11 protein-coding genes are annotated in these 13,333 nt (G+C 65.5%); 2 read left to right on the top strand and 9 right to left on the bottom strand.

The annotated features are described in order from the left end of the window. Positions 1–123 precede the first annotated feature (123 nt). The 4 genes from hslO to D3877_RS16870 all read right to left on the bottom strand — a co-directional run bounded on the left by hslO (position 124) and on the right by D3877_RS16870 (position 4,289). Positions 124–1,059 carry an Hsp33 family molecular chaperone HslO gene (gene hslO / locus D3877_RS16885; RefSeq protein ID WP_119831875.1) on the bottom strand — a complete coding sequence of 312 codons (936 nt, stop codon included), beginning with the start codon at positions 1,057–1,059 and terminating at the stop codon, positions 124–126. A 194-nt stretch (positions 1,060–1,253) separates the two neighbouring features. Then, a complete protein-coding gene (gene argF / locus D3877_RS16880; RefSeq protein ID WP_119832511.1) occupies positions 1,254–2,171 on the bottom strand; it encodes an ornithine carbamoyltransferase in 918 nt (305 codons plus the stop codon). Beyond that, positions 2,168–3,325, bottom strand: coding sequence for an aspartate aminotransferase family protein (locus tag D3877_RS16875; protein ID WP_119831874.1), 1,158 nt, complete (start codon positions 3,323–3,325; stop codon positions 2,168–2,170). The genes argF and D3877_RS16875 overlap by 4 nt, the downstream gene beginning before the upstream one ends. A 160-nt stretch (positions 3,326–3,485) precedes the next feature. Next, the gene (locus D3877_RS16870) at positions 3,486–4,289 is read right to left on the bottom strand and encodes an ABC transporter permease (RefSeq protein WP_119831873.1); all 804 of its coding nucleotides are present in this window, start codon (positions 4,287–4,289) and stop codon (positions 3,486–3,488) included. Positions 4,290–4,369: 80 nt separating this feature from the next. On the opposite strand from D3877_RS16870, the gene D3877_RS16865 reads away from it, so the two are divergent. Then, positions 4,370–4,954 (top strand): regulatory protein RecX, encoded by a 585-nt coding sequence (locus tag D3877_RS16865; protein WP_119831872.1) that lies wholly within the window; start codon positions 4,370–4,372, stop codon positions 4,952–4,954. Positions 4,955–5,118: 164 nt separating this feature from the next. Here D3877_RS16865 and rpmB read toward each other — a convergent pair whose 3' ends face one another. From rpmB to D3877_RS16845, 4 genes are all read right to left on the bottom strand, one after another. Continuing rightward, positions 5,119–5,418: a 50S ribosomal protein L28 gene (rpmB, locus tag D3877_RS16860; RefSeq protein ID WP_119831871.1), complete on the bottom strand. Its 300-nt coding sequence runs from the start codon at positions 5,416–5,418 to the stop codon at positions 5,119–5,121. A 201-nt stretch (positions 5,419–5,619) separates the two neighbouring features. Next, positions 5,620–6,417, bottom strand: coding sequence for a hypothetical protein (locus D3877_RS16855; RefSeq protein ID WP_199720830.1), 798 nt, complete (start codon positions 6,415–6,417; stop codon positions 5,620–5,622). Between the two features lie 208 nt (positions 6,418–6,625). After that, the gene (meaB, locus tag D3877_RS16850; RefSeq protein ID WP_119832510.1) at positions 6,626–7,624 is read right to left on the bottom strand and encodes a methylmalonyl Co-A mutase-associated GTPase MeaB; all 999 of its coding nucleotides are present in this window, start codon (positions 7,622–7,624) and stop codon (positions 6,626–6,628) included. A 351-nt stretch (positions 7,625–7,975) separates the two neighbouring features. Continuing rightward, positions 7,976–9,868, bottom strand: coding sequence for an ABCB family ABC transporter ATP-binding protein/permease (locus D3877_RS16845; protein ID WP_119831870.1), 1,893 nt, complete (start codon positions 9,866–9,868; stop codon positions 7,976–7,978). Between the two features lie 245 nt (positions 9,869–10,113). On the opposite strand from D3877_RS16845, the gene D3877_RS16840 reads away from it, so the two are divergent. Then, complete coding sequence (locus D3877_RS16840) at positions 10,114–12,594, top strand: methyl-accepting chemotaxis protein (RefSeq protein WP_119831869.1); 2,481 nt, start codon at positions 10,114–10,116, stop codon at positions 12,592–12,594. 279 nt (positions 12,595–12,873) lie between these two features. Here the strand turns inward: D3877_RS16840 and D3877_RS16835 are convergent, their stop codons facing one another. Further along, positions 12,874–13,281, bottom strand: a complete 408-nt coding sequence (locus D3877_RS16835; protein ID WP_119831868.1) for a tautomerase family protein — start codon at positions 13,279–13,281, stop codon at positions 12,874–12,876. Positions 13,282–13,333: the final 52 nt, after the last annotated feature.

Below are 13,333 nucleotides of genomic sequence, written 5' to 3'. Positions count from 1 at the left end.
TTTTGCGTTTTGGCGCGCGAACTCTTGAGCGCTTCTCAACGCCTGCCCCTCGCGTCTTGCTCTTCGGCCTGTCCCGAACACAGGATTTGGGAGAGAGCCACGCGGCCCCCTCCCCCATCATCCTTACGCGCCATACACCCGATCAAGGTCGGCGTCGGTGAAATGGTAGTCGGTCGAGCAGAACTGACAGGTCACTTCGACCCGCCCGTCGTCGATCTTCAACTCCTGCACCTCGGCGCGCGGCAGGCTGGCGAGCATCGTCTCCACCCGCTCGCGCGAGCAACGGCAGCCAAAGCGCAGGCCGTGCTCGTCATAGATCCGCACGCCATCCTCGTGGAACAGACGATAGAGCAGCGTGGACGCCGTCAGACCGACGTCCAGCATCTCGTCGCCGGTGACGCTGGACATCAGCGCCAGGGCGCGCACCCAATCCTCATCCTTCTCGGACGCCTGAACGCCCGGCTCCTGCGGCAGACGCTGAATCATCACGCCGCCCGCGCGCCAGCCGCCGGGCGTGCCGTCCGGGTTCACGGCGCGGTCCACCGACACCGACAGGCCGGTCTGGATCTGTTCCGATTGACGGAAATAATGCTGGACGCAATCGGTCAGCGTCTTGCCATACAGCTCGACGATGCCCTGATACCGATCCGTGTCCCCGCCTTGATCGACGGTGAAGGCGATGTAGCCCTTGCCGATCAACGCCGCCGCCGGGGCGATGTCCACGTCGCGCTCGGCCTTGGCCAGTTCCTCCGCGTCATACTGGGCGTAGGCGCGCACGTCGCCGACCGAGGTGACGTCGGCGACCAGCACCTTGATGGCGCCCTCGCCCTTGGTCTGAAGGGTGAAGATGCCCTCATATTTCAGCATGCTGGACAGCAGCACGGCGAGCGTCGCCGTTTCCGCCAGGATGCGGGCGACGCTGGACGGGTAATCGTGGCGCGTCAGAATCTCGTCGATGGCCGGGCCAAGCTTGACCATGCGGCCACGCAGGCGCGACGCCTCGATTTGAAAGGGCAGAACAAAGTCGTCGGCAAGCGGACGGACGGAAGGATCGTCCATGAAGGCATTCCTTGAGCAAAGACCGGGAAAAACGAGCGTCTGCGGCAAGATCGGAGCCGCGCGCCGCCAAATCAAGGGCGGCGGGGCTGACGCGCGCCCGGCGCAGCCCCTTTTTAGCCTTAAACTCCCTCTCCCGAAACGGGAGAAGCCTTGATGTCCCTCTCCCGCAAGCGGGAGAGGGAGGAAACAGGATGTCAGAGGGACTCGCCGATGCACCAGGCGAGGATCGCCTTTTGCGCGTGCAGGCGGTTTTCCGCCTCGTCCCACACCACCGAATGGCGACCGTCGATCACGCCGTCCGTCACCTCCTCGCCGCGATGGGCGGGCAGGCAATGCATGAACAGCGCGTCCTGGTGCGCCAACCCCATCAAGGCTTCGTTCACCTGATAGGGTTCCAGGATCGCCGCGCGCTCCTCGATGTCGGTGTTGTGCATCGAGGCCCAGGCGTCGGTGATGACGCATTCGGTCCCGCGCACGGCGTCTTCCGGCGAATCGGTGACGACCAGACGGCCCGTGCCCTCCGCCTTCGCCCAATCGAGCAAGGCCTGCGAAGGGCCATACTGCGCCGGGCAGGCCAGACGCAGCTCAAAATCAAAGCGCACGGCGGCGTGCGCCCAACTGACCGCCACATTGTTGCAATCGCCCAGCCACGCCACCGAACGCCCGGCGATGGGGCCGCGATGCTCCTCGAAGGTCATCAGATCGGCCATGATCTGGCAGGGGTGGGTCTGGTCGGTCAGGCCGTTGATGATCGGAATGCTGGCGTGCGCCGCCAATTCATGCACCCGCTCTTCGCCGGTCGTCCGCACCATGACAGCGTCGACGTAACGAGAGAGAACCCGCGCGGTATCGCCGATGGTCTCGCCCCGGCCAAGCTGCATGTCGTCGGGCTTCAGCACCACGACGCTGCCGCCGAACTGGCGCATCCCGACCTCGAACGACACGCGGGTGCGGGTCGAGGGCTTCTCGAAGATCAGCGCCAGGGTTTTGTCCTGGAACAGGCTGCGATACGCCGCCTTGTCCGCCTTGATGGCGACGGCGCGGTCCAGGATGTGGCGCAGGGTTTGGGTGTCGAGCCGATCAACATCCAGAAAATGGCGAACCTTGCTCATGCCGTCCACTCCCGCGCGGTCTGGTCGAGGATGGCGATCGCCTCGTCCACCTGCTGCTCCTCAATGATGAGCGGCGGCAGCAGACGAACGACGTTGTCGCCCGCCGGAACCGACAGCATGCCGTTGGCGCGCAGCTTGGCCACCACGTCGCCCACCGGCGGCGCGACCTTCAGGCCCAGCAACAGCCCCTGCCCGCGCAGCTCCAGGAAGAATCCCGGATGCTTGGCGATCAAATCCGTCAGACGGCCTTGCAGAATCCCGGAAATGCGCTGCACGCCATCCAGGAAACCGGGGGCCGTCACCAGATCCAGCACGGCGTTGCCGACGGCGGTCGCCAGCGGATTCCCGCCATAGGTCGAACCGTGCGTCCCGGCGGTCATGCCCGACGCCGCGCGTTCGGTGGCGAGGCACGCGCCCAGCGGGAATCCGCCGCCGATGCCCTTGGCCACCGCCATGACGTCCGGCGTGATGCCCGCCCATTCATGGGCGAACAGCTTGCCGGTGCGGCCCACGCCGGTTTGGATTTCGTCAAAGAACAGCAGCAGGCCGAACTCGTCGCAGACCTCGCGCAGGCCGCGCAGGAATTCGACCGAACCGGCGCGGATGCCGCCCTCGCCCTGGATCGGCTCGACGCAGATGCCGCCGGTTTCCGGGGTGATGGCGTTGCGCAGCTCGTTCAAATTGCCGAACGCCACTTGATCGAAGCCGTCGAGCAGCGGCCCGAATCCCTTCACCAGCTTTTCCTGCTTGGCGGCGGAGATCGAGGCCAGCGTGCGGCCATGGAAGGCCTGCTCGAAGGTGATGATGCGGGTCTTTTGCGGGTTGCCGTTCTCGTAATGGTACTTGCGCACCACTTTGGCCCCGCACTCCCACGCCTCCGCGCCCGAATTCGTGAAGAACACAGTGTCGGCGAAGGTCAGTTCGGTCAAACGCTTGGCGAGGCTTTCCTGCCCGGCGACCCGGAACAGATTGGAGGTGTGCCACACCTTGTGGGCCTGCTCGGTCAGCGCCTTAATCAGGTAAGGATGCGCGTGGCCCAGCGCCGTCACCGCCACGCCGGCGGCGAAATCCAGGAATCGTCGCCCATCGGTCGCGTAGAGATACGGACCTTCGCCGCGCTCGAACACAACATCGGCGCGCGCGTATGTGGGCATAACGACGGGAATCACGGCTCTGGCCTCCCAAAACAGAAAAACCCGGCGAGCATTGTACCCGCCGGGAACCTGGCAAATATCCGGGGAACGATAGGTTCTGTCAACGGATAGCAGCGACAACAGGGGATAGCAGCAACGACAGGGCTGGAATTCCCCCGCGTCACGCCTTCAACTTGTAACCTGTTTTAAACATCCTCAAGGCCAACCACCACAGACCGGCGTTGACCCCGGCCATGACGATCACGCCCAGCCACAGCGCCCCGTCGGCCCGCCCGACAAAGCCGTACCGGAAGCCGTCGATCATGTAAAAGAACGGGTCGGCGTGGGCCACCCACCAAAAGACGCCGGGCAGCGAATCCACCGAATAGAAGGTGCCGGACAGGAAGGACAGGGGCGTGACGACGAAGTTGGTGACGGCGGCGATGTTGTCGAACTTCTCCGACCAAACGCCGCCGATCAACCCCAGCAGCGACAGCAGCATCGACGCCATCAGCGCGTGAAACAGGACGAATCCCGGATGGGGCATGTGCAGCGGCACGAAACACCAGATCGCCAGCCCCGTCACCAGCCCGACCAGCAGGCCGCGCGTGACGCCGCCAAAGACAAAGCCGCTGACCAGCTCCATCGGCGACAGCGGCGGCATCAGGATGTCCACGATGTTGCCCTGCACCTTGGCGATCACCACGGAGGAGGAGGTGTTGGCGAAGGCGTTCTGCACCATCGCCATCATCATCAGGCCGGGCGCCAGGAACTCCAGATAGGGCACCTCGCCAACCGTGCGCACCGCCGCGCCCAGCGACAGGGCGAAGACCGCGTAATAGAGCAGCGTCGTCACCACCGGCGCCCAGACGGTTTGCTGGTGCACCTTGACGAAGCGCCGCACCTCGCGGGCGTACAGGGTCCACAAACCGATCCAGTTGACGGGACCGACGACGCGCGGCATGGGAGGAAGGGGATGAGTCATCGCTTCACGATTCACAAAAGGACGGCGGACTTTACGGCCCACCGGCCCGCCGGGCAACCGCCACCACCGCAAGGACAGCCATGACCCGCGACAATCCGCCTCGCCGCCAAACTGGCCCGACCGCCAAGCCGGTCAAGCGGGTGACGCCGCAATATCTGGAAAATTCGGCCCTGCATTATCTGGAGCGATTCGCCAGCTCCACCGCCAATCTGCGCAGCGTGCTGATGCGCAAGGTCCAACGCTCCGCCCAGGCTTACGGCGACGATCCCGAGGAGGGCGCGGGTTGGGTGGACGCGTTGATCGAACGCTACGTCCGCGCCAATCTGCTGAACGACGACACCTACGCCCAGATGCGGACGGAAAGCCTGCACCGGCGCGGCGCGTCCACCCGCGCCATCGCGCAAAAGCTGGCGGCCAAGGGCATCAACCGCGACGGTGCCGACAAGGCGCTGGACACGCTGCGGGAGGATGTTGGGCCGAATGTGGATCTGACGGCGGCGCTGGCGCTGGCCAAACGGCGGCGACTCGGCGTCTACCGGCTGCCCGAAGCCCGCGCGGCGCACCGCGACAAGGACATGGCGGCTTTGGGCCGCGCCGGATTCGGTTATGACGTCGCCCGCCGCGTGGTCGACGCCGAGGATCCGGCGGATCTGCTGGACGAATGATCCGAAGACAGCGTGATCCAGAAACGACGAAACGCGCGATCTCCTTATCGGAAATCGCGCGCCGCTCTCGACCGGGAGTCGGATTCGTCCTGTGGGCGCCCTAAAACCTGTCTCAACGGGGATGCAGGCATCCCCGCCTTAGCGCGCCGCCAAAAACCAGGGGATCAGGCGGCGGCCTGAGCCTTCTCCTGGGCCTTGGCGATGCGGCGCTTGGCGCGACGGGCGTCGTCGCTCAGCACCGCGTCCTTCGCGTCGAGCAGGAAGGCGTCGAGGCCGCCCTTGTGCTCGATCGAGCGGATCGCGTGGACCGAGAGACGCAAACGCACCAGCGAACCCAGAGCGTCGCTCAGCAGCGAGGTGTCCTGGAGGTTCGGCTGGAAGCGGCGACGATTCTTGTTGTTGGCGTGGCTGACGTTGTTGCCAAACTGCGTGCCTTTGCCAGTCACGGAGCACCGACGTGCCATCGGACTAATCCTTTACTTGAACAAATGAAACCCGGTGACGGGCGGTACGCCGCCCGAAGGAGGCCGCTATATAGTCGAACAAAACAGGGGTCGTCAAGAACGGATCCGCGAGAACAAGCCAGAGAATCGGCAGACACCCCAGAGTCGAACCGCAAGCCGTCTCTCAACAACGCCAAGAGACGGCGACGCGGTGGACTTCGTTCAACGTTGGGCGCCGGTCCGACCCGCCGGACGACCGCCGACGCGGCGCTGCGGGCCAGCCTTGACCGGCGGCTTGGCGGCGACGGGGGCCGGGGCCTCCGGGGCGGCGGCCTCGACGGTCTCGGCCGGGGCGGCGTCCACCGGAGCGGCTTTGGCGACCGGAGCGACCTCAACCGCCGGAGCGGCTTCAACCGGGGCCTCGACGGGGGCCTCAACCGGCGCCTCGACAACCGCCACCGGGGCCGGAGCCTCCGGGGCGACGGCCTCAACGACCGGCGCGGGGGCCTCAACGACGACAGGCTCAACGACCGGAGCCTTGACCACCGGCGCTTCCACAACCGGAGTCTCGACGACCGGCGTCTCGACGACCGGGGCCTTAACCTTCGCCGGGGCTTCCGTCTTCGCGACCACGACCACCGGCTTCACCAGGACCGGGCCGGACTTGGCGGCCACGGTCACGTTGGCGACTGGGAGGGCGGCGCCCGGAAGGATGGCGACCTCGGCGGCGATCTTGGCCGACACGTCCAGGAAGCCCTGCACGCCTTCGGTCACGCGGGCTTGGGTCGTGTTCAGCCATTCGCGGTGCAGCGCCGCCAGATCGGCGGGCGAGCGGACCTTGCCGAACTCGCCAGCCAGACGGCCAGCGTCGTTGACCGAGGCGGTGACGCCGTCGAACCAGCGGCGGTAGCCGTCCTGCACCAGCCCGGCGACGCGGGCCGACTTGGCGGCGGTGGTTTCGGCGTTGGATTTGGCGAGCGAACCGGCTTGGCTGAACAGGCCGAAGAAATTGGCGGTCATGGCGCGTTGTCTCCCGTGGACGAATCAGTGTGGCGGAAACGGAAAGGCCGCTCCGGCAAACCCCAGGAGACTGCGGGCAACCGTTCGCCCAAGCGTCTTTGGCAGACGCTCCTTTCCCGCCTTTGCCAAACTAAACCCATGGGCGTTGCGGCGCAACGAAAATGTTGCGGTGCAACATAAGCGGTTTGGCCTAGAATCCGCCCAATCGTTAGGGGACCGCCGACTCGCCCAGAAAACTCCCCAGCAGCGCGCGCGCCGCCGTGGTCGGGATCATCGCGCCCGCCGTGACGTCTGCCTCGAGTCGCGCCAGATCGGCGCGCACCGCCGGGTGAGCGCGGAAACGGTCGATCAGCGTTTCGCGAATCTCGCTCCACAGCCAGGCGCGCGCTTGATCGGCCCGCCGGGTCGCGCGCTGGCCGTTGGCCTGGGTGATCGCCTTGTGCTCGCCGATCGTGTCCCAAATAGCGTCCACCCCGTTCTTGTGAACCGCCGAACAACTCAACACCGGCACCCGCCAATCGCCGTGGCGCAGCAGGGTCAAAGCGTGGCGGTAATCGGCCACCGTGTGGCGCGCGGTGGCGGCCAGATCGCCGTCGGCCTTGTTGACGACGACCAGATCGGCCAACTCGACGATGCCCTTCTTGATGCCCTGCAACTCGTCGCCGCCAGCGGGCAGCAGCAGCAGCATGAACAGATCGACCATGTCGGCAACGGCGGTTTCCGATTGGCCGACGCCCACCGTCTCGACGACGATGACGTCAAAGCCCGCCGCCTCGCAAATCAGCATCGCCTCGCGCGTGCGCCGCGCCACCCCGCCCAGCGTCGCTCCGGCAGGCGAGGGGCGGATGAAGGCGTTCGCCTCGCGCGACAGATCGACCATGCGGGTTTTGTCCCCCAGGATCGAACCGCCGGTGCGTTGCGACGACGGATCGACCGCCAGCACCGCCACCTTGTGGCCCAAACCGATGACATGCAGCCCGAACGCCTCGATGAAGGTCGATTTCCCCACCCCCGGCACGCCGGAAATGCCCAACCGCACCGAATTCCCGGTGAAGGGCAGCAACGCCGCCAACAGCGCCTCGGCGGTGGCGCGGTGATCGGCGCGGGTCGATTCGATCAACGTAATGGCGCGGGCCAACGCACGGCGATCCCCGGCGCGAACGGCTTCGGCAAGATGGGTCGGGTCGGATTCACGGAAGTCGGACATGGTCGGGTCGGCAGCCACAGCGGTGATCGTCATCATCCCGCCACCCTACCCGCGCCCGCGCCCCGGATAAAGCCCTTGGGTTGGAGACGGGCGGGACCGATGGCGCTCCTTGGGTGAGGCGGGGAATTGCGAAGGGTGTTTTGTGACACCGATGAACACAGATAAACACAGATGGACGCGAATTAGCGCTTGGATTTGCCGTTTCAGCACGATGCAGAAAAAGAATGTTTTATTAATAAAAAATATCGCGAACACATCCGCGCAGATCACGGCAGGCATCACCAGAATCGGCTCCGTTTATCTTTCTTCATCTGTGTTTATCTGTGTTCATCGGTGTCAAAAAATCCCCCCTCACATCGCCACGACCTCCGGCAAGGCCTCCGCCACCGGAACCACGCCTTGGCTCGCGTCCTGCTGGCGGGTCCACAGCGCGGCGTAGGCGCCGCCAGCGGCCAACAATTCGGCATGCCGACCGCGCTCGATCACCCGACCGCCGTCCAGCACCAGGATTTCGTCGGCGTCGATCACGGTGGACAGGCGATGGGCGATGACCAGCGTGGTGCGGCCCCGGCTGACTTCACGCAGGTTGGCTTGGATCTCGCGTTCGGTGTGGGTGTCCAGCGCGCTGGTGGCCTCGTCGAACAGCAGGATCGCCGGGTTCTTCAGGATGGTGCGGGCGATGGCGACGCGCTGCTTTTCGCCGCCCGACAGCTTCAACCCGCGCTCCCCCACCATCGTCTGATAGCCGTCGGGAAGCCCCATGACGAATTCGTGGATATGGGCGAGCCGGGCCGCCTGCTCCACCTCCGCCGGGCTGGCGCCGGCGCGGCCATAGGCGATGTTGTAAAAGACGGTGTCGTTGAACAGAACGGTGTCCTGCGGAACGATGCCGATGGCCCCGCGCAACGAGGTCTGCGTCACGTCGCGGATGTTCTGGCCGTCGATCAAAATCCGCCCGGCGTTGACGTCGTAGAAACGGAACAGCAAGCGGCTGATTGTTGATTTCCCGGCGCCGGACGGTCCGACGATGGCGACCGTCTTGCCCGCCGGAACCGTGAAGCTGACGCCCTTCAGGATTGGACGGCGCGGGTCATAACCGAACTCCACCCCCTCGAACCGCAGCTCCGCCCCATCCACCGCCAGAGCGGGCGCGCCCGGCGCGTCGGCCACCTCGCGGTCCACCCCCAACAGCGTCACCAGGGATTCAATGTCGGTCAACGACTGCTTGATCTCGCGATAGACGACGCCGAAAAAGTTCAGCGGCTGGTAAAGCTGCAACAGATAGGTGTTCACCAGCACGAAATCGCCCAGCGACATGGTTCCCTGCACGATCCCGTTGGCCGCCATGCCCATCACCACCGCCAACCCGACCGAGATGATCGCGGATTGGCCAACGTTCAGCAGGGACAAGCTTTGCTGGCTGCGCACCGCCGCCTTTTCATAGGATTGCAGGGCGCTGTCGTAACGCCGCGCCTCATGCTCCTCGTTGCCGAAATATTTGACCGTCTCGAAATTCAGCAGGCTGTCGATGGCCTTGGTGTTGGCCGTGCTGTCGGTGTCGTTCATCAGGCGGCGGAACTTGATCCGCCATTCCGACACGAAGAAGGTGTAAAGGATGTAGCCCGCCACCGTGACAAAGGTGGCCAGCGCGAACCAGCCGCTGAACAGGCTCCACAGCACGCCGCAGACCAGCGCGATTTCGACCAGGGTCGGCACGATGGAAAACAGCGTGTAACGCAACAGCGCTTCAATCGCCCGCGTCCCGCGCTCCAGCGAACGGGTCAGCCCGCCCGTCTGGCGTTCCAGGTGAAAGCGCAGCGACAGCCCATGCAAATGGCGGAACACCGACAGGGCGACGCGTCGGATCGTCCGCTGCGCCACGGTGGCGAACACCGCGTCGCGCAGTTCGGCGAAGACCAGCGAGACGACTCGGGCCAGACCATAGGCGAGAATCAGCCCCAACGGGATGGTCAGAACCGCATTGGCGCCGCCACTGGCCCCCACCCCGCCAGCCGCCATACCGGGAGTCAGCGCGTCGATGGCCTGTTTGTAGAAAATCGGGATGAAGAGGTTGGCGACCTTGGCCCCAATCAACAGCAGCATGGCGGCGACCACGCGCAGCCGGGTTTCCAGCGAATCGCGCGGCCAGATGTAAGGAACCAGGGAGCGAACCACCCCCAGATCACCCAGGTTGCTGGACTGAAAGGGGCTTTTGTCGGGCGTGGATGGCAGGCTGCGGCGCATGGATCGGCAATCATATGTTCGGAGGTTCGGAAACGCGGCGACGCGCATCCCCTAACCTAGACGCCCCACGCCCATCGTCAAAGGCCGCGCGTTCGTTTCGCTGCGGCCCCATTCCGCCTCCCCATCCGTTGGTTTTGCGAAACGGTCATGGAACAACTCTTGGCAACGAACTGGAAACCTTCTTACCCTACTGTCGTCCTCGCATCGCAGCGCGCCCCGAACCGCAGATCAAGGCATCACCGATCATGCAAAACGCCACTTTCGCCGGACGTTTCAAGGTGGGAACCCGCATTTACAGCGGCTTCCTGCTGATCCTCGCCCTTCTTGGGCTGGTCGCGGTGTTCGGCGTCCGCGCCTTGACCGATGTGGAGGTCGGGTTTGGCCGCTATTCGACCATCTCCACCAACTCGCTCCGGCTGAGCGAGGTGAACGGCGACGTCTCCGACATGCGCCGCAGCGTGGTGAACTACTCCTTCACCGGCCAAAATTCGCTGATCGAGCCAATCCGCGCTCACTTGAAGGGCCTCGCCGTCAAGCTGCGCGAAAACCGCGACGCCGCGCTGGATCCCGGACGCCGCGCCAACATCGAGCGGATGCTCCAGCTTCTGGACGGCTACAGCGCCAATTTCGCCAAGCTGGTCGAGGTTCGTGAACGGCGCGACGCCCTGGTCGACAAGGAACTGAACCCGGCCGGCACCAAGGCGCGGGAGGCGATCAGCCAGATGATCGCCAGCGCCATGACCGACAGCGACCCGGAATCGGCGGCGACTTCGGGGCTGGCGATGGAAAAGCTGATGCTGGCGCGGATCAGCGCCCAGCGTTTCCTCAATGATCCGAGCCAAAAATTCATCGACGAGGCGAAAGGTCGGAACGACATCCTCCGCGCCACCATCGCCACTCTGGCGGAACGCCAGACCAACCCGGCGCGCCGGAAACTGGCGGAGGACGCGGCCCAACAAAGCGGCCGATACCTCGACGCCTTCACGCGCCTTGTCATGTCCGTCAACGACGCCCAGGCGCTGGCCTTCGGCGTGATGCCAGCCGAAGGCGAGGAGTTCGCCACCCTGGCCACGAAAACCCTGGCGTCGCAGACCGAATCGCGCCAGCAGGTTCAGGACGAGATGCACGCCAGCATGGAGCGCACCATCGCGCTCGTCACCGGGATTGCTGGCGGCGCCTTCGCCTTTGGCCTGCTGGTCGCCTTCCTGACCGCGCGCTCCATCGTGCGCCCCGTGGTCCAGATGACCGGCGCGATGACCGATCTGGCGGCGGGCGATCTGACCATCACGGTTCCGGCCCAAGACAATCAGGACGAAATCGGCCAGATGGCCAAAGCCGTCCAGGTCTTCAAAGACAACGCCGTCGAGAAAAAGCGGATGGACGAGGCGGAGCGCGAAAGGCTGGAAGCCGAACGCCGCGCCGCCGAGGCGCAGCGCGCCCGCGAACAGGCCATCGGCGAGGAAATCGCCACCCTGATCGACGCGGTGTCGAAGGGCGATCTGGAGCGCCGGATCGATCTGGCGGGCAAGGACGGCTTCTATCGGACCATGTCCGAGGGCGTCAACCGCCTGACCAACACCGTGCAAAGCGTGATCGCCGATCTGGGCGAGGTGCTGAGCGCGCTGGCCCAGGGCGATCTGAACCGCCGCGTCACCAGCGACTATCACGGCGCCTTCCAGCAGGTGAAGACCGACGTCAACGCCACCTCGGTCAAGCTGGCTGAGATCGTCGGCGACATCACCGCCGCCGCCGAGACCATCGCGTCGGCCTCGGCCGAGGTGTCGCTTGGCTCGTCGGACCTTGCGGAGCGGACGGAGCAGCAGGCCAGCAGCCTGGAGGAAACCGCCGCCAGCATGGAAGAGCTGGGGGCCACCGTGCGCTCGAACGCCGAGAACGCTCAACGCGCCAACGTCATGGCCGCTGACGCCCGCACCGCCGCCGAATCGGGCGGCGGCGTCGCCGGATCGGCCATCGAGGCGATGCGCCGGATCGAGAGTTCCAGCCGCAAGATCACCGACATCATCGGCGTCATCGACGAAATCGCCTTCCAAACCAATCTGCTGGCGCTGAACGCAGCGGTGGAGGCCGCCCGCGCGGGCGACGCCGGGCGCGGCTTCGCCGTGGTGGCGCAGGAGGTCCGGCAACTGGCCCAGCGTTCCGCCCAAGCCTCGAAAGAGATCAAGGGCCTGATTATGGACAGTGACGCCCAGGTCAAGGACGGCGTCGATCTGGTGAAGAAGGCGGGCGACGCCTTGGGCGGCATCGTGTCGGGCGTCCATCAGGTGGCGACGCTGATTTCCGAAATGGCCTCGGCTTCGGCGGAACAGGCGACCGCGTTGGATGAGATCAACGCGACCGTCGCCAGCATGGACGAGATGACCCAGAAGAACGCCGCTCTGGTTGAGGAAACCACCGCCGCCGCCCAGGCGATGAGCGGACAGGCCAGCGACCTGAAGGGGCTGATCGGCTTCTTCAAGCTGGAGGGCGCCGCCCGCGCCACCGCCGCGCCGACGCGGACCGCCATCCATCACGCCCCGGCCCTGCACCGCGCGGTGGCCCCCACCCGTCCGGTCCCGGTCCGCAGCGCCGCCAAGCCCGCTCCGGCAGCCAAGCCGGTCGCTCGCCCCGCCCTGCGTCCGGTGGCCAGCGCCCCCGCCGCCGCGCCCAACCAAAGCACGGTGCTGAAACACAGCGTCAGCGACGACGATGATTGGAAGGAGTTCTGATCGCGCGGGTGTCCGCCGCAGGGCAATCGCTTGAACCATTGAGTGCTGATAAAGCCCCTCTCCCTTGACGGGAGAGGGGTTGGGGTGAGGGTGGCAAAGCGACCTCCCGGCCCATGGCCGGGCTGCCCCCCCTCATCCCAACCCTTCTCCCGCAAGGGGAGAAGGGCTTTCATGGATGTGGAAGCGTTCGAGCGATTGCCCTGGTGTCCGCCGGACGCCCTTGCCCGCGTCCGGCGGACACCCGCGCCGATCCTTGCGCCGTTTTCACCACCGGACGCCTTACGAATCCTGCCCGCGCTGCTGCGCCAGAGCCATGGCGAACACGCCATTGCCAACCGACCAGTCCGAATAGTCATTTTCGTGGACGAAAATGAACAGATCGCGCGGCGACACCCCCGCCGCCGCCTCAAGATTGGCGGCGATCCGCGCGTACAAATCCCGCTTCATCGCGTCGCTGCGCCCCCGCCGCATGGTGATCTCCACCACCACCAGTTGGTCGGAACGGGCGATCCCATTGAACCGCCGGTCATAGAAAAAATCATCCGGGTCATAGCCGGACACCAGATTGAACAGCTCGTCAGCGGGCATGCCGATGGCGTCCACCAAGGCCCGGTGAATCCCATCGACGATGGCCCGCTTGCGGTCCTGAGGGGTGTCTTTGTGAATGGCGGTGCGGACAAACGGCATGACGACCTCTTGACGGACTTGGGGAAACCGCTCGGCGTCAACCGCGCTGGCC

The organism is Azospirillum cavernae (assembly GCF_003590795.1).
In the GTDB taxonomy this organism is placed as follows: Bacteria; Pseudomonadota; Alphaproteobacteria; order Azospirillales; family Azospirillaceae; genus Azospirillum; species Azospirillum cavernae.
The sequence above is the reverse complement of the archived record's forward strand: the minus strand, read 5'-3'. Positions and strand labels throughout refer to the sequence as shown.